We start from the raw sequence: 20,139 nt of genomic DNA on the forward strand, positions 1-20,139 counted from the left end.
ACAATAAATTCTGTTGTCGTGTCCTTGAGAATCATCTGCTGCCTCCCTATGTTCATTTGAAATGAGTGAAACAACAGATCATCGGAAGCACACTAAATAACCTGATATGGGTTCTATCAGGTTAACGGTCAAGCTTAAATATATCATGCTGCGGATGTTTTTCCCCGCGTATCATTTCAAGCAGCATTTTCGCTCCAAATGCAGAATATACAGTGCCATTACCACCGTATCCAAGGAGCATATAGCAGTGAGACATATCAGGGACTCGCCCAATAAAAGGTTTTCCGTCTGTTGTTTCACCAAATCTTGCACCGTAGCAGTCGTCAGCTGCTATCTCTATGTCCGGAAATAACTTCCTGAACTCACGGACTAACCGCCGGGATTTCTTGCGGATGAAGCGTTCGGAGGGGACACGCTTGTTGTTATCATCGAGTCCACCGACAATGATTCGATTACCTTCGACATGACGGATGTAGAGATACGGTCGCGCAGTCTCCCAGATCATCGCTTTCTCAGCCCAGAATGCACCGTCTTCAATAGGTCGAGTGACCACTGCAAATGAGCGGACAAACTGCTTCTTCTTCACTGATTTGACGAATGTGTTATCAGCATAACCACCGGCATAGATGACGTGCCGTGCAGTAATTCTACCGCCTGTTATGTGACAATTCACTCCGTCACTTCCTTCATGCCAGTCCAGCAATTCGCTCTGTTCATATATATGTAAATCATACGTATTCACTGCCTTGTCCAACAAGCGCTGGATAAAGACATATGGATTAATTTCTGCATCTCCATGAGTGACAAGTCCCATTGACCGGTTGATTCCGTAAGTCTCTGATAGTTGACGACTATTCAGCAGATCACATTTAAAGCCAAACTTTCTGAGTGCCACATATTCTTCTCGGAGCTTGTTGTCATGCCGTTTTTTTGATGCGTACAACACGCTGTCACGATTTTGAAACTCAACATCAGCCGGTAAATCATTGCACAATTCACGAATATACTCAAGTCCTTGAAATGATAACTGATAAAATTCAAAAGCTTCTTCTTCTCCGAAATCTTTGATACAATCTGCCAGTGTCTTGTCACTCATAAACTGAAGCAGGCCTGTATTAGCCGCCGAACTTTCAGAAGCAACCATTCCCCGATCGATCAGTATCGTCCGGTAACCTGCGCGGGCCATCGTAAACGCAGTGATAGCACCGCTCATACCTCCGCCGACGACAAGCACATCGCATGTCTCATCTCCTGTCAGTGCAGGATAATGTGTATGATCAAATGTCTTCGGCCAAAACAATTCTCCGTTGCTCAGCATCGCACTACCTCCTTTATTGACACTATACCCATTTGACATCCATATGATGCTATGGTAATTTGTAACTAACTAATTAAAAGGAGGCGTCACTTAAGACGATGGATATCCGATAACATGAAACACATGCGAACTGCATATCATGTGAAATTGATGATCGGGATAAATCTGTCTAAATCGTGAAGCCTATACGTTGTTATCGGCTTATTTATGATGCCCGTAGTCTCTTCACATGATGTGATGAGACTATTTTTTATTTGGAGGCAATCTTATGTTAACAATTAACGAACCTTTAATTGCTGGTGATAAACGACTGGCAAAACACATTCATCTGACTATCACAACGGGCACTCATGCTGCGTTGATCGGTAACAATGGTATTGGAAAATCTACTTTGTTGAAACTCATCCATAATCGATTTGATGCGGCTATGCTGATGCAGACTATTACCGACAACACTACAGTACTGAACTTCATATTGATGTCACATCCGGATGTATATCGCATCAAGCAGATAATGACTGAGGACTACGAAGTAATCAGTGACTACATCGAAGCAGGCGGCTATGAGCTGGAGCAGCAAATCATACTTCAGTTGAAGAAATTCGGTCTAACTGAAGAACATCTTGACCGCAGTATCCATACTTTATCTGGAGGAGAACAGACAAAAGTCGCACTGACACGTTTGCTAATTGAAGATAAGCCGATTTTTATTTTCGACGAACCGACGAACCATATGGACAAAGAGACAAAAACGTGGCTTATATCATGGATGAAGCAGGCTAAGAAGACCATCATCTATGCATCACATGACCGTTCTTTTATTAACGAGACCGCACATGAGATCATTGAACTGACAGCAGACGGCGTGCGCACTTTCCAGCTGAATTACGATGATTTTAGGCAGCAAAAAGAAATTGAAGAGCAATCAAATCAACTCCAGCTGGACAAAGAACGCAAAGAAAAGCAGCGGATGAAACAAATGATCCAGGAAATGAAAGAATGGCATAATAAGGCCAACCATCATGCAGGTGTCAGAGATGTCGGAGAACAGAAAAAAGTTGCTAAAATCGCAAAACGCTATAAAACGAAGTCTCGTCAGCTGGAACAAAAAATGGATCAATTCAAAGGTATCTCAAAAAAAGATCAGCGGACTGATTATTCCATTGCAAGCAGTCCTATAGAAGCGAAACAGCTTGCGTCATTTGAACAGATTGGCTTATCGATTGAAGATTATGACATTATAAAAGACGCTACTTTTATAATCAACCGTGGCGATAAAATCGCCTTGTCCGGCCGTAACGGCAGCGGCAAGTCCACTCTACTTAAAATCTTAGTCAATGAGTACCAGCCAACTACAGGACGAATACGGATTAATCCAGGCACTAAAATCGGCTATTTCTCTCAGCAACTGGATGTTCTGAACTTCGACCGCACCGTATTGGACGAAGTACTGTCATTAGATGATATGACTATCAGTCAAGCACGGACGATTCTTGCGTCATTCAGATTCAAGGCAGACCGTATGGACGATATTATCAAGGACTTATCCATGGGCGAGAAATGTCGTTTAGCGTTTGTAATGCTGTATTTTTCGGGAGCGAATTTACTTGTATTGGATGAGCCGACCAACTATTTTGATATCGAGATGCAGGAAATTGTAGAACAGATGTTGATGACTTACACCGGCTCCATTATCTTTGTTAGTCATGATACTTATTTCACACAACAAGTAGCTAACAGACAGTTGATGATGACAAGCGGAATCATACAGGACCTTGACCTTCACATTGAAGATGAGATTAACGAGCAACAACTGGCTGATGAAATCAGGGATTATCTCACACTGGATATCGATCCGCCCCATTAATATGTGTTATTCTTCAGCAATCAGGGTATAGAAAAAAAGACAAAGTACAAAGGGAGTTTGAATAATGACTGCAAGTAATGACTATTTAAAAATTGATATTGTTATGGAAGGCAATGTCACTGTGAGCCACTTTGAACGTCTGACAACGACTGAAAGTATTACATTCAACAACTTCATCGCTAAATTCAACCGCAATACCAATGGATTTATCGCTATTAAAGAAGGCGAAGAAGTATCAGCAATCAATGTCGATAGAATTTTGAAATTAACACCAAGAGATATCCATACACTATAAAAATCAGCTTGCGCTGATTTTTTTTATACTCAAATCAGGAGGCGTTCAATGAAAGAGCATTTTATTAATAAGGATTTGACCGATAGACATGATGAAAAAGAAAAAAGCGTTGAATTGACTGAACTATTCTATGACCTTGTATATGTCTACGCCATCGCACAGATTTCTCATACGATACTACATGCAGAAAATGGCGACATTCCTCTGGATGCATTTATGAAATATATAGTTATGACACTCATATTTTATTCCGTATGGTCTTATCAAACTGCCTACACAAATCGCTTTGGATTAATCAGAGCAAAAGATGTGATGTTCCTGATGTTCAATATGTTCATCGCGATATTCCTTGCAATCAGTCTGTCGAAAGATTTTTCAGACGTATTCGATCCGGTCAATGTCTGTATCGCCATTCTTTATTTCTCAACCAGCCTGCAGTTTTTTCTGAGTCTACTGGATAAGACGAATATAGAAGACCAGTTCGCTGCTGTTGTCTTCGGAACAACTATGTTCAGCAGTGCCGTGCTTGCCACTATCGCGATATTCATCCCATCGCCGTGGATGTATGTCACGTTCGGATGCGCACTTGCTGTTGCCTGCTTCAGCCCTATGCCGTTTAGGAAAGCATTAAAACAGTCGGCAGTCAATGTACCTCATATGGTGGAACGATACACACTGCTTACCATCATTATGTTCGGAGAAACGATCATCGGTCTGACCAATATTTTCAAACTCAGTGATTTAAAAATCACTGATGTGTTATTATTCATCATCATCATTACATTATTCGGCTGCTACTGGATGAAGACAAACAGACTTATTAGTGATGAAGACTATGCTTCCGGTATGACAATCACTATCGCTCACTTCTTCATACTCATAGGGCTCGGTATGGTCAATGCGTCGCTTGTACTCGATGCCAGCAATGATGTGACGAATCTATTCAAAGTTCAGCTGATGTATAGTGCGCTTGCCAGTTATTTTGCAGGACTGCTGCTGACACTGAATTATTCTCACAAAAAATTCAACTATGACAAACATTTAATCATCATCGTAGCTGTGATACTAGCAGCTGGGTTTCTCATCGAATATCTTCTGAAAGATGCGCCGTATACACTGCCTATCTCAACAGCAATAGTGACGACGATGATTTTCTTTGTCTATCGCTATATTTATCAGACTAAATATCCTCAAGAATAACAGACGGCTGTTATGAGCGGTCGTCTTTGTCTACTTCTTCTCTGAACGTTTGAATCAATCTTCCGTCCTGTCCAATCAGTACAGCCGATAAATAATCAAAATTACCTGCACCGCTGTCGATATTCAGACTATGAGACTTAGCGTTATATTCCGGCCGTCCGCTTAACGTCGGGGTATGTCCGATGATCTGTAATTTCTTCATCCGCTTCAATTTACCACGGAATCTAAGTACACTCCACCACGAATCCTGTCTGAATTTTCGTATCCCCCAAAAATTAACACCCGCATGTGAAATATAGAGTACTTCATTCTCATAAAATAATGGCAGTTCACCCATCCAGCGCACATCATCCCGATGCTTTCCTTTTAGATCATACTTCTTGAATGTATTTCTATAATTTTCTTTCATGTCTTTAAGTGATGTACCACCTTCAATATATTTGACTATCTCGTATTCATGATTGCCTTTAATGCAGACAGTATTTGGATATTTCTGCTGAAGCGCTCGAATGTGAGCGACTACTTCCTTGGAATGCTTCCCCTTGTTAATATAATCTCCGACGAAGAGCAGCTGTTCTATCTCAGCATCCCAATGTTTAAGAATCTTTTTGAGTGTATGATAACATCCGTGAATATCTCCTACAATATAGTAATTCATTCATTAATCCGCCTCTTTATTTTGATATAACATTAAATTACCACTATTTTATGCGAACATGTGTTCTATTTTATGTTATAATGAATGTGTCGTCACTTTCGCTGGTCATATGCTTAGCGGGAGGAGGTGTTATGATGGATGAAATCCTTGTTCGATTGGTTCCTGCTCTCTTGAGCGGAATAGCGATCACTTATTTCGGTTACTGGCTCAATCACCGGGATAACAATGATCAATAATGACGACAACACCACAAAAAAATCCCAGGTCGACTCGCACTCGACCTGGGATTTGGTGTTATTAGAATGAATCCTGTTCGGCTCTATTATAGCATAAAAGAAACCATCATGTCATTTTCCTTTTATTTCTTCAACCCTCTTTCTTTACCAGAACGGCTCACTTAACAGCCTTTGCCACTGAAATTTGTTATCATGGTAATAAGTTAAAATATGTGGCTCACATGAAACTAAGAGAGGATACTTATATGCAGAACAAACCAGATTACCAGCTGATTGCTGTTTTAATGTCAGGCGCCTTTATCGCCTTTCTTTCAAATACGTTTCTGAACGTAGCACTTCCATCTATCATGGATGATTTCAATGTGACGACCGCAACTGTCCAGTGGGTTACTACCGGCTATATGCTGGTCAATGGTATAGTCATACCGACCACTGCTTTCTTGATGCAGCGATTCATTGCCAGACAATTGTTCCTGACCGCTATGCTGCTGTTTTTGGCCGGAACAATCATTGCTGGGTTTTCACCTGTATTTTCAATACTAATATTAGGACGAATGATCCAGGCTGCTGGTGCGGCGATTATGATGCCGCTGCTCATGAATATTATGATGACCAGCTTCCCTCCAAGGCAACGAGGCACTGTTATGGGGATATTCACATTAGTGATGTTCTTTGCTCCGGCTATCGGACCGACATTATCGGGATTTGTCGTACAGTATTATAGCTGGCATTACTTGTTTTACATGATCATACCGATTATATTAATCGTACTTCTTGTAGCCTATATACGGCTGCCGAAACATAGTGACACAACTTCAATTAACATCGATGTCTTGTCTATCGTTCTATCGACATTCGCATTCGGTGGTATTCTATATGGTTTCAGTGCAGCCGGGAACAAAGGCTGGCTGCAGCCTGATGTCATTGTCGCCGTAGTTGTCGGCTTTGTCACATTATTTTACTATGTGAAGCGTCAGCTGAACTTATCAATACCAATGCTGGACTTCAGAGTGTATGAATATTCGATGTTTACATTAGCCTCTCTTATTGTCGGCACCATGAACATGGCACTTTTTTCAGGTATGCTGCTGATGCCGATTTACTTACAGAATTTAAGAGCATTCAGTCCGGTGGACACGGGACTGCTGCTGCTTCCTGGAGCTATTATTATGGGACTGATGAGCCCCATCTCCGGCAAATTATTTGATATGCTCGGTCCAAGAAAACTTGCCATGACGGGTCTTTTCATTACCACGGTGACGACATTTTTGTTCAGTCGTCTGAATTTCGAATCGTCTTATGCTCATATCATCACCATCTATTCTTTACGTGCATTCGGTATGTCTCTTGTGATGACACCGGTGATGACGAACGGTCTGAACTCATTGCCCAACCGCTTGATGCCTCATGGTTCTGCCATTAATTCCATGTTGAATCAAGTCTCGGGGGCTGTAGGAACAGCGCTTCTCATTACATTAATGCAGAATTATACGCATACGAAGCTGCAGCAGCTCATCGGGCAGTTCGGTCGTGATAACATCGATGAATTGACGCGTCAGGCGACTCTTTCAGGCATCAACTTTTCATTTATCGTTGCCTCAGTTATCATTCTCATTTCATTTATATTGACCTTCTTCTTGAAAAGAAGTGGACTGGAACAACAGGCTTAATATTTATTTCGTCTTGATGATGCGTTCATATTTGAATGTACCGTAGTGGTGCGGCTCAAAATTTTTCAGGTCATCAGGGAAATAGACAACACGCCTCTTGATATAGAGCGGTATAATGACGGCGTCTGATGGTCAGCATCTTTAATTATGGGACTATTTTGTTTACGATGGCAATGTTTCTGTTAATACTTCGGTTCAGTACGACATTGATAGCATTTATGCCGAAAACCACTGCTCAGATCAACGCTTATTCATTTACTTGTTCCATCCGATTATATTAGATTCGATATTTACGTACACTGAACGATTTCAGAGGGATACGTTAGTGTTCATTCCTTTCTCTGCATTTATTGTCGTCGCCTGCTGTATTGGTATTGGCACACTATTACGTGACTTCCTGTTGTTTAAGTATGTAATCGGCAAACAGCCTTATAAATTGTGAGTATCTCATCATTTCCGAATAATTCTAACCATCGTTAAGTAAATCAAAAGAAACCTCTTTTCAATGACATTGAAAAGAGGTTTCTTTTGTATAAAGACGATGCTGAACTACATCATCCCCGGCATGCCGCCCATTCCCATGTCTGGTGCTGCTTCTTTTTCAGGGATTTCTGCGACGACCGCTTCTGTTGTCAGGAACATTGCTGCGACGGATGCTGCGTTTTGTAATGCTGAACGTGTCACTTTCGTAGGATCGACGATACCTGCTTCAATCATGTTCACCCATTCATCTGTTGCTGCGTTGTAACCGACACCTGTTTCAGCATGTTTAATTTTCTCAACAATGACGGATCCTTCAAGACCTGCATTTTCAGCAATCTGACGGATTGGTGCTTCAAGTGCTTTCAAGACAATTTTCACACCTGTTGCAACGTCGCCTGCTGCTTCTACTGCTGCTACTTTGTTGTAGATAGACACTAATGCTGTACCACCGCCTGCGACAATACCTTCTTCTACTGCTGCGCGTGTAGAATTCAGTGCATCTTCGATACGTAATTTACGTTCTTTCAGCTCTGTTTCTGTTGCTGCTCCGACTTTGATGACTGCTACACCGCCTGCTAGTTTCGCTAGACGTTCCTGTAATTTTTCTTTGTCGAATTCAGAAGATGTGTCTTCAATCTGTGCTTTTAATTGTCCGACACGTGCATCGATATTATTTGAGTCGCCTGCACCTTCAACGATTGTTGTATCGTCTTTAGTGACATGAACTTTTGCTGCTGTACCGAGCATGTCAATAGAAGTTTCTTTCAGTTCAAGACCTAAATCGTCAGTGATGACTTGACCGCCTGTCAAAATCGCTAAATCTTCAAGCATTGCTTTACGGCGGTCACCGAAGCCTGGTGCTTTAACTGCGACTGCTGTGAATGTGCCACGCAGGCGGTTCAAGACGATATTTGTCAGTGCGTCACCTTCTACATCTTCAGCAACAATCAATAATGGACGTGATGTTTGAACAATCTGCTCTAAGATCGGCAGAATATCCTGGAATGAAGATATCTTCTTATCTGTAATTAAAATATAAGGATTATCGAGGTCTGCGACCATCTTATCTGAGTCTGTGACCATATAAGGTGACGCGTAACCTCGGTCAAACTGCATCCCTTCTACGACTTCAAGTTCTGTTTTGAACCCTTTAGATTCTTCGATAGTGATGACACCGTCGTTACCGACTTTTTCCATCGCTTCAGAGATGAACTGACCGATTTCTTCGTCAGCAGCTGAGATAGCACCGACTTGTGCGATTTCTTCTTTGCTTGACACTTCTTTAGAAATCGCTTTTAATTCTTCGAGAGCCACTGCGACTGCTTTGTCAATTCCTTGACGGATACCAACAGGATTAGCACCGCTTGTCACGTTTTTCAAGCCTTCTTGAATCATTGCCTGTGCAAGTACTGTCGCTGTTGTGGTACCGTCCCCAGCGATTTCATTGGTTTTATTCGCTACTTCTGCAACAAGTTTAGCGCCCATATTTTCATAGGGATCTTCAAGTTCGATTTCTTTCGCGATAGTCACACCGTCGTTTGTAATTAACGGAGCTACGAATTTTTTGTCTAAAACGACGTTACGTCCTTTTGGTCCTAATGTCACTTTTACTGCGTCTGCTAATTTATCAACACCTGCAAGCATTGAGCGTCTTGCATCTTCTGAAAATTTAAGTTCTTTAGCCATTATAGTCATTCCTCCTGTTTGATCATCACTCTATTAAGAAATTTTCTAATCATTATTGTACAATTGCTATGACGTCATCTTCTGAAAGTACTAAATATGTCTCTTCACCGAGTTTTACTTCAGTACCGCCGAACTGAGAATAAACGATGCGGTCGCCAACTGAAACTTCCATTTCACCCCGTGTTCCGTTATCCAATAAACGTCCGGGTCCTACAGCGACGACAGTGCCTTCATTTGACTTCTCCTTAGCTGATTCAGTCAAGATGATACCACTTGCTGTTGTCTGTTCTTTTTCAGTTTTTTCAACTACGATTCGATTACCTAATGGTTTTAACACGATAGTTCCTCCTCAGAATTTTAAAATGACTTAGCACTCTTTTATTTGAAGTGCTAACAATTAAATAATAATCAAAGAAGGTCAAAAAAGCAATTATTTTGCTGTATTTTTTTTACGGCTCACAAAATATCATGTACAATAAGACAGTATATTGAATTAAAGGAGCAAACCATGAAAATCAGACGTCTCTTTGCAAACATTTTAATTGTCCTTATTTATGCTGCATCTCAGTTGTCATCATTAATCCCAGTGTTCTTATATAGAAATGCCGGCCTTACATCTGATGAATTATTCGCAAAAACCATTCCGTTTCTTGTCGGCGGCTTCATCGTCGCTTCCATCCTCGTATTTTTCATCAACCGGGCGATTGTCAATGAGACGAGATTGGAACGCTCTTCAAAAGAAAACTGGCGGTATACTATCACTTGGATGATTGCAGGGCTATTTCTAGCGCTCTTTGTACAGATGATCATGAATATGATCAATGTCTATCTTCTGAAGCAGCCGATCGAAAGTCAGAATACGACTGACATTCTGTCCATCGCCCAGCAGTTCCCTGTATTCATTATACTGATTGCAGTTGTTGGACCGATTCTAGAAGAATTCGTCTTCCGCAAAGTGATATTCGGTGAACTCTACGAATGGATCAAACTCCCACGCTTTGCGGCATTCATTATTGCCGGTGCCATCAGCGGATTCATCTTTTCAGCTGCTCACAATGATTTTGACCATACGTTGATCTACATGGGGATGGCATTTGTCTTTGCCGGACTATATGTAGCGACACGCCGGATCATAGTGCCGATTGCCGCACATATGGCAATGAATTCATTTGTCGTATTGGTTCAACTCGGTTTCAGTGAACAGCTTGAAGATGCAGCGGAAAAGGCCAAGATCTCTACGCAGTTCATCTGGGCAGCAGCCAGATTATTCATAGCTTAATAAAAATCTCGTCAAAGGAAGTCCCGGTGAACCCACCGGGACTTCCTTTGACGAGATTTGAGTTGCTGTCATTACTTTTTGTTCTTATCCTCATCTTTAATATCGAGTCGTTTTTCACACTGTTCAATAATCGTCTTCAATGCCTTAATACGCGCTGCTTTTTTGTTATTGGCCGGAATGATCACCCACGGCGCGTCATCAGTTGATGTCTTCTTGATCATATCATGACTCGCTTCCAGATAAATGTCCCATTTCTCACGGTTACGCCAATCTTCTTCTGTAATCTTCCATTGTTTTTCAGGCGTATTCTCACGTTCTTCAAAACGTTTCAGCTGCTCTTCTTTGTCCAGTACAAGGAAGAACTTGATGACAATCGCCCCTTCTATGATGAGGCTCTCCTCAAAATCTTTGATTTCATCGTACGCCCGCTGCCATTCTGCTGTACTCGCAAAGCCTTCGACACGCTCCACAAGCACGCGTCCATACCAGCTGCGGTCAAAAATTTCGATATGACCTGTTCTCGGGAGATCGACCGCAAATCGCCATAAATATGGATAGCTGAGCTCTGTTTCTGTCGGTGCAGAAATAGCATTTACTTCGTAACCTGTCGGGTCGAGTCGTTCACGGACGCGTTTAATGTTACCGCCTTTTCCTGCTGCATCCATCCCTTCATAGACAAGGATGAGCGGGATTTTTTTATCATAGAGTGCATACTGTAGTTCACGCATGCGGTCCTGTAGTTCAGGCAGCTGTTTTTTATAATCTTTTTTAGATATTTTGTCTTCAGCATCGACAAATAGCTCGGTCTTGAAATCTTCAGTGAACTTGCCGTCCACAGCCTCTTTTTGCTGTTCGTCATGCGTTTTAAGCGCTGCTTCCAGACGTTCGATGATGACTTCGTACATGTCGTTGATAGCTTGATTGCGCTCATCATAAGTGATATTTGTCCAAGGTGAAATATCATCTGTCGCTTTGATTAATTTTTTCATGCCTTTAAGATAAGTTTCTGTCGGAATAGCGTGTTCAAATTCTTCAGCTTTCCAGCGTGTCAGCGGATTGTCCTTAGTTTTCTGAATATGTTCCTCACGCTTTTTATCGTTGATTTCAACATTGAATTTAATGATTTCATAGCCGTCATTTAACAGCATCTTCTCAAAGCCTGCGATTTCTTTCAGCAGAATGGTGTAACCCTGGTACAGCTCTTTCTTTAAGCCCTGCACCTCATAGTCGAGTAGACTCGCATACCAGCTCCGGAAATATATCGTTACATCCCCTCTTTTAGGAAGGCTCTTCCAGTAAGGAAATAGAAACGGCATGCGGAGGTCTTCAGCAGTCGGCGTCTTAGTGGCATAGAACTGAGTATATTTCGCATCCAGTGTTAGCAGTAGTTCATTAGACAACCGTGATTTACCCGATGCTGCGACGCCTTCAAATAAAATCATGACCGGTATTTTGGCATCATGTGTCAATCGAATCAGTTCTGCTGTTCTAACCGCCAATTCTTCATTGATTTTTGTCATCATATCATCCCCTTTTCATATCATCATATCACATGACACATTTTAAAAAATGTTTTTAAAACATTTCAAAACCCGAACGAATATTGTAAGATTAAGTTAGCTAAACAAAGGAGGATTTTCATGACTACGACTTTTAATGATTACACTTACACTCGTCCTGATCTAGGTGCGACTAAAAAAGCATTTGATGCGTTGATCGATAAATTTAACGCTGCAGATTCAGCCGACGCACAGCTTGAAGTGATCAAAGAATTGAATCACGTCCGCAACGATATCAATACGAACTATTCACTCGCTATGATTCGTGCATCGATTGATACCAACGATCAGTTCTATTCTGATGAACGTGATTATTTTGATAACAATGCGGCACAGCTTGCTGCGCTGGAAGCAGATTACTTCAAAGCATTGACATCAAGTCCGTTCAAAGATGCACTTGAAGAACAATTAGGTTCGCAGCTATTCAGTCTTGCTTATAACATCGTCAATTCATATTCTGATGAAGTCAAGGACTTGATCAATGAGGAAAACAAAATCAGCAGTGAATACTCAAAGCTCATCGCCAGTGCAGAAATCGACTATGACGGCAAGCAGTTAAACCTTGCACAGATGGGGCCATACACGCAGTCAACAGACCGTGCTGTCCGCAAAGAAGCAGCGTTAAAAGTGCAGGAGTTCATGAGTGCCAACCTCGAAGCATTTGATGATATTTATGACAGACTTGTCAAAGTTCGTCATGACATTGCCTTGAAGCTAGGGTTCGATAACTTTATTGAGCTCGGCTATATGCGTATGCAGCGTATCGACTACGATCAGCATATGGTCAGCAGTTACCGCGATCAGATCAGAGAACATGTCGTGCCACTCGCGACAAAATTATATGACCGTCAGGCAGCGCGTATCGGTGTTGACAAGCTCAAATATTATGACGAACCGATCCTCTTCCTCAGCGGAAATGAAAATCCAAAAGACGAACCGGCTGTCATATTGGAGAACGGGCGAAAAATGTATGAAGCACTGAGCCCTGAGACGGGTGAATTCTATCATTTCATGATGTCCCGCCAATTGTTTGATGTCGAAGCGAAAAAAGGCAAAGAAGCAGGCGGCTACTGTACGTTTATCGACAACTATAATGCACCATTTATTTTTGCGAACTTCAATACGACTGATCATGACATCACCGTGCTGACACATGAAGCAGGTCATGCCTTCCAAGTCTACTCATCACGCGACCAGGAAGTACCGGATTATTTATGGCCGACACACGAATCATGTGAAATCCATTCGATGAGCATGGAATTCTTCACATACCCATGGCTTGACCTATTCTTCAATAACGCTGACAAATTCAAATATAAGCATATTGGAGATGCAGTACAGTTTCTTCCGTACGGTGTTGCTATCGATGAGTTCCAGCACCGCGTTTACGAACGCCCTGAGATGACGCCTGAAGAACGCCGCCAAGTATGGACAGAACTTGAAGAGAAATATTTACCGCACCGCGACTACGACGGTATTTATCCATTATCAGAAGGATCACTGTGGCACCGTCAAGGACATGTCTTCAATTCACCTTTCTATTATATTGACTATACTCTTGCACAAGTCTGTGCGTTCCAGTTCTTTAAACGCAGCCGTGAAGATTTCGATTCAGCATGGCAGGATTACTTGAAGTTATGTCGATTAGGTGGATCGCTGCCGTTCAATGCACTTGTCAAAGAAGCGCATTTGAATTCACCATTTGAACAAGGAACATTATCAGATATTATGAACTACCTTGAAGACTATATTGACAATATCGATGATTCACAGTTTTAATTACAAAAACGGAAGTCCCGCTATTGGGACTTCCGTTTTTGTTATTTCTCAGCGGTTGTTCTGCGCAGGAATAACAGGCCGATTGAAAGCAGGGCGAAACCGAGCAGTGCAATGCCTGCATTCTCACCTGTATCAGGGAGTGCTGTCATCTTTTTCTGCTTACTGTCCTGTTTTTTGTCTTTTTTGCTATCTTTCTTACTGTCTTTGTCTTTCACTTTAGATTTCTTTTCGTCAATTTTGTCTACTTTTTGCGTGACGAGTTGGCTGACTTTCTCATCTAATGAACGGTAATACTGCTCTCCTGCATGAGGAGAAAACTTGCCGGGTTTGATCTGATGCTTGTTATCCGTCTCGCGTGCAGGAGTCGGTTCCGGTATATGTGCTGCCGGTGGTTCTACTGTAGGAATTTCGGTAGTAGGAGCAGCTGGATGTTCTACTGCTTCATTAGAGACGGGTGGTTCTGTCGATGGTTCTTCAGTCTGAGGTTCTTCAGTCGTAGGACGTTCAGTGACGGGTAACTCTGTCGGCACAGATGGTACCGGCTGAGTCGGTGGTATTTCGCTCTCAGGTTGTACCTCAGGTGTTGTCACGACTTCAGTTTCTGGTTCTGCTGTTTCCGGTTCTGCAGTCTCCGGGAGTTCTGAAGTCTCCTGTTCCGTAACAGTGTCATTGTCAGGTTCGTCTGTTGTTAACGATTCTGTCACTGGAATTTCAGTTGAAACGACTTCAATAGCTTCATTATTGTCCTCGGCTGTTGCAACTTCAGTAGCAACGATCTCCATAGTATCACTCGGTGTTATGTTTTTTTCTGATTCAGCAGCATAAGTTGTAGAACTCACCAGCGCACCAGACAAAAGCACTGTTAAACAAATATTATAGTTGAACTTATGCATGTATGATTCCTCCAATTTATGGTTATCCCAATTATATAAGATAAAATTACCTATTTCCATAAAGATGGTATTTTGTTATCTATTCTTAATAATGTATATACTTCTGACACATCTTTATTGTAAATTTAAATAAACTTTTTAAAATATTTGAGTTAACCTCTTTACAATTCAAAGTTATATAGTATAATAAATATATCAAGTATAAAATATATATCAAGGAGTGCTTATGGACATCAAATATTTCAGCACTGACACTCATATAGGTGCCGTGCATTTGAACGTTAACTTTATGGATAATTCCATTAAATTTTACACAGAGATCCTTGGATTGAAAGTACTTGACCGTCAGGCGGATTATATAGCGCTCGGTGCAGATGAACAACCTCTCGTTTATCTTTACGAAACAGCAGCACCTCGAAAAGAGCGCCAGGCGGGTCTCTATCATATGGCATTTCTCGTTCCGTCACGGACAGCGCTCGGTAATATCTTTAAACACTTGATTCAGACACAGTACCCGTTAAGCGGAGCAAGTGACCATTTTGTATCAGAAGCACTATATCTGCAGGACCCTGAAGGGAATGGTATTGAAATTTATCATGACCGTCCTGCAACTGACTGGACTTATCAGGACAACGGTCATATTGATATGGGCACTGTTGAGATGGACTATCAAGGAGTACTTGATGCCAATGATGGGACAGCTTTTGCTGGACTTCCTCCTGAGACAATCATGGGTCACGTGCATTTATCAACAAAAGAATTACCACAGACTATCAAGTTTTACGAAGATATCTTCGGATTCGATATTATGACGACGTACGGTGCACAAGCAGCATTTATGAGTGCCGCTGGTTATCATCACCATCTCGGCTTAAACACATGGGGTCATGCAGTAAACTCACCAGAACTGACCGATCCAGGTCTTCGCAAATACGAAATCAACTTCCCGAATGGTGAAGATTTTGAGTATTTCAAAAATAAATTGACGGAATTAGGATTAACAACTGAACGTGACGGGAATTCAGAACTAGTAAGAGATCCGAATGGTATCGGTATCCGAGTCATGTACAGGAAAGGGCAGCATCAGTCTAACACTACTAAGGAGCGACTATAATGGGATTATTCAGCAAAAAAACAGACAAAGCAGATTACAAACATTTAGAAGGTGCTATGGAGAAGAGACGTTCAATCTATCATCTTGAACCAAAATCACCTATTTCCGATGAAGAAATTGAACAAGTATTAACAGAAGCTATTAAATTTGTGCCTTCAGCATTCAACTCACAAAGTACAAGAATCGTTCTGCTCTTGAACGATAACCACAAAAAACTCTGGGATTTAACAAAAGATGCATTAAAAGACATCATGGGACCGGACCGTGACTTCTCAGCAACTGAACAAAAAATCAACAGCTTCAAAGCAGGTTACGGAACTGTATTATTCTTTGAAGATACAGGCGTCATCAAAGGAATGCAGGAACAAGCTCCTGACTATGCAGATAAATTCCCTGTATGGAGCCAGCAAACAAATGCGATGCACCAATACGGCATCTGGACAGCATTTGCTGTGAAAGATCTCGGTGCTTCACTGCAGCATTACGACGGCGTTATCGACGAAGCAGTATACGAAGCATTCGACTTACCAAAAACTTGGAAATTGATTGCTCAAATGCCATTCGGTTCAATTGGTTCAGCGCCAGGTCCTAAAGAAATCGCACCAGTAGAAAACCGTCTGATCATCAAAAAATAATTGATCTTTGTACGACGTCAAACAGGCAGCCTGATAGGCTGCCTGTTTATTTTGCATGAGTGGGACGGGTCATTCCCGATATGTAATGGGTCACCGTTTCTGACATCATTTGCCGCAGTTTCATGTACAGACAGTCGAGAACAACGAACTGGATGATACGGCCGTTCATCATCGCGATATGCTGCTGATTTTCTTCAGCTGATGTAAGGAGGACAACGTCTGCGTATGGCCGCAGCGGATGCTGTTCTGTCTGACAGAGCATGATGATATTCAATGCTTTGGCTGCAGCTTGTTCTATCACTGCGCGCTGACTATCATCATTGACTGCGACCGATACAATCACTGTATCTTCCTGCTTCATGTGTGCCATGATGACTGCCGCTGTGCTGTAATGAGTGACGACATCTGCCCGTTTATTCAGTGTCATCAGCTTTGTTTTGAAATCCCTCATCACAGTCATTTCTGCTGACTCTACCAGCAGCAGCTGGCTGGAACCACTGATCAATTCTGCTGCCGCCTGTAGATCATCAGCCTTCATCAGTTTCTCGGTTCTAGCAAGAGCACTGATCGCATTATTGAATACTTTTTGTGTCAGTACTTGTGTACTGTCTTCCAGCATTACTTTATGATTGTTCAGTTCGACATGCGTATCGTCCAGCTCACGTGCAAGCTTCAGCTTCAGCTCACGATAGCCGGAAAGCCCTATTTTGCGGCTGAAACGGACGATAGCCGCTTCACTCGTTTCTGCACGTTCTGCCAGCTGTTTGATGGTCAGCTCAATCACTTGTTCCGGACATACCATAATGACAGCTGCCAGTTTCTTATCAGCAGGGGTAAAGGTCACACTCTTCTCTGATATCTCATGCCATACCGAGAACATCCAGCTACCTCCTTGATGACTCAGGTGGATTTGATAAATCGTATTTCGTAAATTTGAAGTACACTTGCCCTGATTCGGTCGATGTTCTGATTCCTGTTGCATCGTCAGATGGGAAGATTCTAGACGTCATCACCCGTTCTCCGTCGTTCAGGAAGATTTCAATGCTCGACTCATCTACAAATATTTGCAGCTGCTTTAGATCGCTGTCCAGCACGACTGAACGTGTAGTTCCGTCAACGTCCCGGCTGAGAGCACCGCTGTCTGTGCGGTCGAGTGTGAACCGGCGCTCTAATGTGTTATAGATAAGCCGGGTCGCTTCTCGTTTAGATACTCTGAGTTCAATATAAAATTCCGTCGATTCATTATCCAGAATATCAACAATCAGCTCATAGCAGTGACCTTCATACGGATGCAGTTTGATGTTATGTTTCATAGCATAACCTTCCGCCGTCTCGACAGTGCCGCGGCGGCGCTCCAGCGATTTCAGCGGCCGTTGTTTCAGCCTGCCCTGTTCAATCGTCAACTCACGCGGCAATGTCAGACAATGCGCCCAATTATCTTTATCAGTTGGATAATCAGTATCAGGCAGACCCATCCAGCCGATAAGAATCCGTCTGCCGTCTTTGTCGCATGTCGTCTGCGGCGCATAGAAATCAAAGCCATTATCCAGCTCAGTGAAGTCGCCGTGAGTCATAATGAAATTCTCTTTGTCCAGCTTACCTATCAAATAACCTGACTGATATATATTCCAGAACTGATCTTCATATTTATCAATGCCTTGCGGGCAGAACAGGACAACATCATGACCATCCAGTTCAAAGTAATCAGGACACTCCCACATGTAGCCGAAATCTGTATAATCTGTCTTCAGTTCAGAGACAAATGCCCAGTCCTTAAAGTCATTAGAGCGGTACACTACAATAGTTCCTGTCTCGTTGCTGCGCTGCGCACCGATTACCGCATAGTATCCGTCTTCATACCATACTTTTGGGTCTCTGAAATGTTCCGTATATCCTTTATGCGGACCTGTAATGATCGGGCGTTCACGCTTAATGAAATCACCATCTGCATTAAGTACCGCTGTGAGCTGATAAGGAATCCGCTCCCAGTCAGCTGTTCTATGGTTCCCTGTATACACGAGGTTCAACTCATCATCTACCACGATGGCAGACCCGCTGAATACGCCATGAGAATCAAATGCTGTGTCTGGTGCCAGTGCCACCCCGTGCGATGTAAAAGTCACCAAGTCTTGTGAAGTCAGGTGATACCAGTATTTGACTCCGTGAACTGCACCTAGTGGAAACCATTGATAGAATAGATGATATTCCCCGTTATAATAGACAAAACCATTGGGATCGTTCAGTAGTCCTGTCGGCGGCTGAATATGATAATGCTGACGCCACGGTGCACGCTTTGTCTGCTCGAGCAGCTCCTGATACTCCGCTTCAGGTACTTCGGTCAACTTTCTGTAACGCATCTCTCTCGTCCATTCCATTGTCATGACTCCTTCTTGTGATCTCATTATCATTTTAGCATGAAGACAAAAAAAAACCATCCCGCTTCGAGATGGTTAATCTTTATTGAGTTCTTCTTCAAGCTGCTGTTGTTCCCCTTTTAAGAACTGCCTGTACCCAATCTTACTAATATGGATGCTGACTTCATACAGCAGCATCATCGGCAGCACAAAGATGATATACGTGATGACATCCGGTGGTGCGATAATAGCTGCGAGTACCATCAATATGAAATAAGCATATTTTCGGTTTTTCTTAAGAAATGCCGGTGAAATAATACCCAGTCTCGTCAAAAACAACAATAAAATCGGCAGCTGGAAGACAAACCCGAACGGAATGGTGAACTTCAGCAGTTCATTGAAGTATTCCCTGACGCCGATCAATTGATTGACTCCCATTTCAGACGCGAGACCAATCGTAAAGTGAATCATGTACGGGAAGATGACCAAATAGCTGAACGTCAGTCCGATCAGAAACAGCACGATGCTGACAGGAATGTAGCTGAGCGTCGCTTTTCGTTCTTTCGGATGCAGGCCGGGCGATACAAATGCCCATAACTGGTATAGAATGACGGGTGAAATGATGATGATCGCAATCAGCATGATCACCGTAATATAGATGGTCAATGGATCTGTCACTTTGAAATAGTTCAATGTGATTTCACTTGGCAGATCATCTTTCGTTAAAAACTTAGTGACTCTTTTACCGAAAAAGAACCCGATGAGTACACCACCTGCAAGAAAATAAGCGATGATCATCAATCGTTTTCTCAACTCTTCTAAATGTTCTACAATGGTTAAATCATCTTTATTCATTTGAGGTATCTCCCTCCTCATAAAAAAAACGGCAAACACCTGCCGTTTTCAGCTTATTTACGAACGTCTTTATCGTCTTTGTCATGGTCTTTCATAATGCCGTCTGTCGCATCTTTGAATTCTTTCAGTGAAGAACCCATAGCGCGGCCGAATTCCGGCAATTTCTTAGGACCAAATATAATCAAGGCAATGATACCAAGAAATACGAGAATCGTTGGTGAAGCAAAACCTAATGTAGAGATCAAGAACATCTATCTT

General features: G+C 42.2%; 19 protein-coding genes. 9 read left to right on the top strand and 10 right to left on the bottom strand.

All coding sequences use genetic code 11. The features are described from left to right. Nucleotides 1-121: 121 nt before the first annotated feature. Entirely contained in the window at nt 122-1,318 is a 1,197-nt protein-coding gene (locus AC3IPL_RS08825; protein WP_489240709.1) for an NAD(P)/FAD-dependent oxidoreductase, read from the bottom strand. A gap of 268 nt (nt 1,319-1,586) precedes the next feature. Between AC3IPL_RS08825 and abc-f the strand changes: the two genes are divergently transcribed. The 3 genes from abc-f (at nt 1,587) to AC3IPL_RS08840 (ending at nt 4,680) form a co-directional block, all read left to right on the top strand. Then, nucleotides 1,587-3,185, top strand: coding sequence for a ribosomal protection-like ABC-F family protein (abc-f, locus tag AC3IPL_RS08830; RefSeq protein ID WP_489240710.1), 1,599 nt, complete (start codon nt 1,587-1,589; stop codon nt 3,183-3,185). A 64-nt stretch (nt 3,186-3,249) separates the two neighbouring features. Continuing rightward, nucleotides 3,250-3,480 carry a hypothetical protein gene (locus AC3IPL_RS08835; protein WP_489240711.1) on the top strand — a complete coding sequence of 77 codons (231 nt, stop codon included), beginning with the start codon at nt 3,250-3,252 and terminating at the stop codon, nt 3,478-3,480. A gap of 48 nt (nt 3,481-3,528) precedes the next feature. Next, a complete protein-coding gene (locus AC3IPL_RS08840; protein ID WP_489240712.1) occupies nt 3,529-4,680 on the top strand; it encodes a low temperature requirement protein A in 1,152 nt (383 codons plus the stop codon). 10 nt (nt 4,681-4,690) lie between these two features. Here AC3IPL_RS08840 and AC3IPL_RS08845 read toward each other — a convergent pair whose 3' ends face one another. After that, complete coding sequence (locus tag AC3IPL_RS08845; protein WP_489240713.1) at nt 4,691-5,338, bottom strand: metallophosphoesterase family protein; 648 nt, start codon at nt 5,336-5,338, stop codon at nt 4,691-4,693. 131 nt (nt 5,339-5,469) lie between these two features. Between AC3IPL_RS08845 and AC3IPL_RS08850 the strand changes: the two genes are divergently transcribed. Together AC3IPL_RS08850 and AC3IPL_RS08855 are read left to right on the top strand one after the other, a co-directional pair. Continuing rightward, complete coding sequence (locus AC3IPL_RS08850; RefSeq protein ID WP_489240714.1) at nt 5,470-5,574, top strand: type I toxin-antitoxin system Fst family toxin; 105 nt, start codon at nt 5,470-5,472, stop codon at nt 5,572-5,574. Nucleotides 5,575-5,819: 245 nt separating this feature from the next. Next, entirely contained in the window at nt 5,820-7,244 is a 1,425-nt protein-coding gene (locus AC3IPL_RS08855; RefSeq protein WP_489240715.1) for an MDR family MFS transporter, read from the top strand. A gap of 549 nt (nt 7,245-7,793) precedes the next feature. On the opposite strand, the gene groL is transcribed toward AC3IPL_RS08855, so the two are convergent. Together groL and groES are read right to left on the bottom strand one after the other, a co-directional pair. Further along, on the bottom strand, nt 7,794-9,413 hold the full coding sequence (gene groL / locus AC3IPL_RS08860; RefSeq protein ID WP_489240716.1) for a chaperonin GroEL: 1,620 nt from the start codon (nt 9,411-9,413) through the stop codon (nt 7,794-7,796). Nucleotides 9,414-9,465: 52 nt separating this feature from the next. Continuing rightward, nucleotides 9,466-9,750 carry a co-chaperone GroES gene (gene groES, locus AC3IPL_RS08865; protein ID WP_489240717.1) on the bottom strand — a complete coding sequence of 95 codons (285 nt, stop codon included), beginning with the start codon at nt 9,748-9,750 and terminating at the stop codon, nt 9,466-9,468. A gap of 171 nt (nt 9,751-9,921) precedes the next feature. Between groES and mroQ the strand changes: the two genes are divergently transcribed. After that, complete coding sequence (gene mroQ / locus AC3IPL_RS08870; protein WP_489240718.1) at nt 9,922-10,692, top strand: intramembrane glutamic endopeptidase MroQ; 771 nt, start codon at nt 9,922-9,924, stop codon at nt 10,690-10,692. A 71-nt stretch (nt 10,693-10,763) separates the two neighbouring features. Here mroQ and AC3IPL_RS08875 read toward each other — a convergent pair whose 3' ends face one another. Then, nucleotides 10,764-12,212, bottom strand: a complete 1,449-nt coding sequence (locus AC3IPL_RS08875) for a phosphate--AMP phosphotransferase (protein WP_489242334.1) — start codon at nt 12,210-12,212, stop codon at nt 10,764-10,766. Between the two features lie 120 nt (nt 12,213-12,332). Here AC3IPL_RS08875 and AC3IPL_RS08880 point away from each other — a divergent pair, with 120 nt between their 5' ends. Then, entirely contained in the window at nt 12,333-14,030 is a 1,698-nt protein-coding gene (locus AC3IPL_RS08880) for a M3 family oligoendopeptidase (protein WP_489240719.1), read from the top strand. A gap of 41 nt (nt 14,031-14,071) precedes the next feature. On the opposite strand, the gene AC3IPL_RS08885 is transcribed toward AC3IPL_RS08880, so the two are convergent. Then, nucleotides 14,072-14,923: an LPXTG cell wall anchor domain-containing protein gene (locus AC3IPL_RS08885; RefSeq protein WP_489240720.1), complete on the bottom strand. Its 852-nt coding sequence runs from the start codon at nt 14,921-14,923 to the stop codon at nt 14,072-14,074. Between the two features lie 226 nt (nt 14,924-15,149). Here AC3IPL_RS08885 and AC3IPL_RS08890 point away from each other — a divergent pair, with 226 nt between their 5' ends. Together AC3IPL_RS08890 and AC3IPL_RS08895 are read left to right on the top strand one after the other, a co-directional pair. Continuing rightward, entirely contained in the window at nt 15,150-16,037 is an 888-nt protein-coding gene (locus AC3IPL_RS08890) for a VOC family protein (RefSeq protein WP_489240721.1), read from the top strand. After that, nucleotides 16,037-16,672 carry a nitroreductase family protein gene (locus AC3IPL_RS08895; RefSeq protein WP_489240722.1) on the top strand — a complete coding sequence of 212 codons (636 nt, stop codon included), beginning with the start codon at nt 16,037-16,039 and terminating at the stop codon, nt 16,670-16,672. Before AC3IPL_RS08890 ends, AC3IPL_RS08895 begins: the two co-directional genes overlap by 1 nt. 46 nt (nt 16,673-16,718) lie before the next feature. Here the strand turns inward: AC3IPL_RS08895 and AC3IPL_RS08900 are convergent, their stop codons facing one another. The 4 genes from AC3IPL_RS08900 to tatA all read right to left on the bottom strand — a co-directional run bounded on the left by AC3IPL_RS08900 (nt 16,719) and on the right by tatA (nt 20,132). Then, a complete protein-coding gene (locus tag AC3IPL_RS08900; protein ID WP_489240723.1) occupies nt 16,719-17,552 on the bottom strand; it encodes a MurR/RpiR family transcriptional regulator in 834 nt (277 codons plus the stop codon). A 4-nt stretch (nt 17,553-17,556) separates the two neighbouring features. Continuing rightward, nucleotides 17,557-19,047, bottom strand: coding sequence for a glycoside hydrolase family 32 protein (locus AC3IPL_RS08905; RefSeq protein WP_489240724.1), 1,491 nt, complete (start codon nt 19,045-19,047; stop codon nt 17,557-17,559). A gap of 75 nt (nt 19,048-19,122) precedes the next feature. Further along, nucleotides 19,123-19,881 carry a twin-arginine translocase subunit TatC gene (tatC, locus tag AC3IPL_RS08910; RefSeq protein WP_489240725.1) on the bottom strand — a complete coding sequence of 253 codons (759 nt, stop codon included), beginning with the start codon at nt 19,879-19,881 and terminating at the stop codon, nt 19,123-19,125. Nucleotides 19,882-19,934: 53 nt separating this feature from the next. Continuing rightward, a complete protein-coding gene (tatA, locus tag AC3IPL_RS08915; RefSeq protein WP_489240726.1) occupies nt 19,935-20,132 on the bottom strand; it encodes a twin-arginine translocase TatA/TatE family subunit in 198 nt (65 codons plus the stop codon). Nucleotides 20,133-20,139 lie beyond the last annotated feature (7 nt).

The sequence above is a fragment of the Macrococcus sp. GL_134 genome (assembly GCF_057834705.1).

Excerpts from the sequence above, each read along its gene's own strand:
- AC3IPL_RS08835 (WP_489240711.1), top strand. The coding sequence starts at position 3,250 with ATGACTGCAAGTAATGACTATTTAAAAATTGATATTGTTATGGAAGGC.
- AC3IPL_RS08825 (WP_489240709.1), bottom strand. The coding sequence starts at position 1,318 with ATGCTGAGCAACGGAGAATTGTTTTGGCCGAAGACATTTGATCATACA.
- AC3IPL_RS08855 (WP_489240715.1), top strand. The coding sequence starts at position 5,820 with ATGCAGAACAAACCAGATTACCAGCTGATTGCTGTTTTAATGTCAGGC.
- AC3IPL_RS08895 (WP_489240722.1), top strand. The coding sequence starts at position 16,037 with ATGGGATTATTCAGCAAAAAAACAGACAAAGCAGATTACAAACATTTA.
- tatA (WP_489240726.1), bottom strand. The coding sequence starts at position 20,132 with ATGTTCTTGATCTCTACATTAGGTTTTGCTTCACCAACGATTCTCGTA.
- groL (WP_489240716.1), bottom strand. The coding sequence starts at position 9,413 with ATGGCTAAAGAACTTAAATTTTCAGAAGATGCAAGACGCTCAATGCTT.
- AC3IPL_RS08840 (WP_489240712.1), top strand. The coding sequence starts at position 3,529 with ATGAAAGAGCATTTTATTAATAAGGATTTGACCGATAGACATGATGAA.
- tatC (WP_489240725.1), bottom strand. The coding sequence starts at position 19,881 with ATGAATAAAGATGATTTAACCATTGTAGAACATTTAGAAGAGTTGAGA.
- AC3IPL_RS08900 (WP_489240723.1), bottom strand. The coding sequence starts at position 17,552 with ATGTTCTCGGTATGGCATGAGATATCAGAGAAGAGTGTGACCTTTACC.
- AC3IPL_RS08905 (WP_489240724.1), bottom strand. The coding sequence starts at position 19,047 with ATGGAATGGACGAGAGAGATGCGTTACAGAAAGTTGACCGAAGTACCT.
- AC3IPL_RS08890 (WP_489240721.1), top strand. The coding sequence starts at position 15,150 with ATGGACATCAAATATTTCAGCACTGACACTCATATAGGTGCCGTGCAT.
- AC3IPL_RS08875 (WP_489242334.1), bottom strand. The coding sequence starts at position 12,212 with ATGACAAAAATCAATGAAGAATTGGCGGTTAGAACAGCAGAACTGATT.
- abc-f (WP_489240710.1), top strand. The coding sequence starts at position 1,587 with ATGTTAACAATTAACGAACCTTTAATTGCTGGTGATAAACGACTGGCA.
- AC3IPL_RS08845 (WP_489240713.1), bottom strand. The coding sequence starts at position 5,338 with ATGAATTACTATATTGTAGGAGATATTCACGGATGTTATCATACACTC.
- mroQ (WP_489240718.1), top strand. The coding sequence starts at position 9,922 with ATGAAAATCAGACGTCTCTTTGCAAACATTTTAATTGTCCTTATTTAT.
- AC3IPL_RS08850 (WP_489240714.1), top strand. The coding sequence starts at position 5,470 with ATGATGGATGAAATCCTTGTTCGATTGGTTCCTGCTCTCTTGAGCGGA.
- AC3IPL_RS08880 (WP_489240719.1), top strand. The coding sequence starts at position 12,333 with ATGACTACGACTTTTAATGATTACACTTACACTCGTCCTGATCTAGGT.
- AC3IPL_RS08885 (WP_489240720.1), bottom strand. The coding sequence starts at position 14,923 with ATGCATAAGTTCAACTATAATATTTGTTTAACAGTGCTTTTGTCTGGT.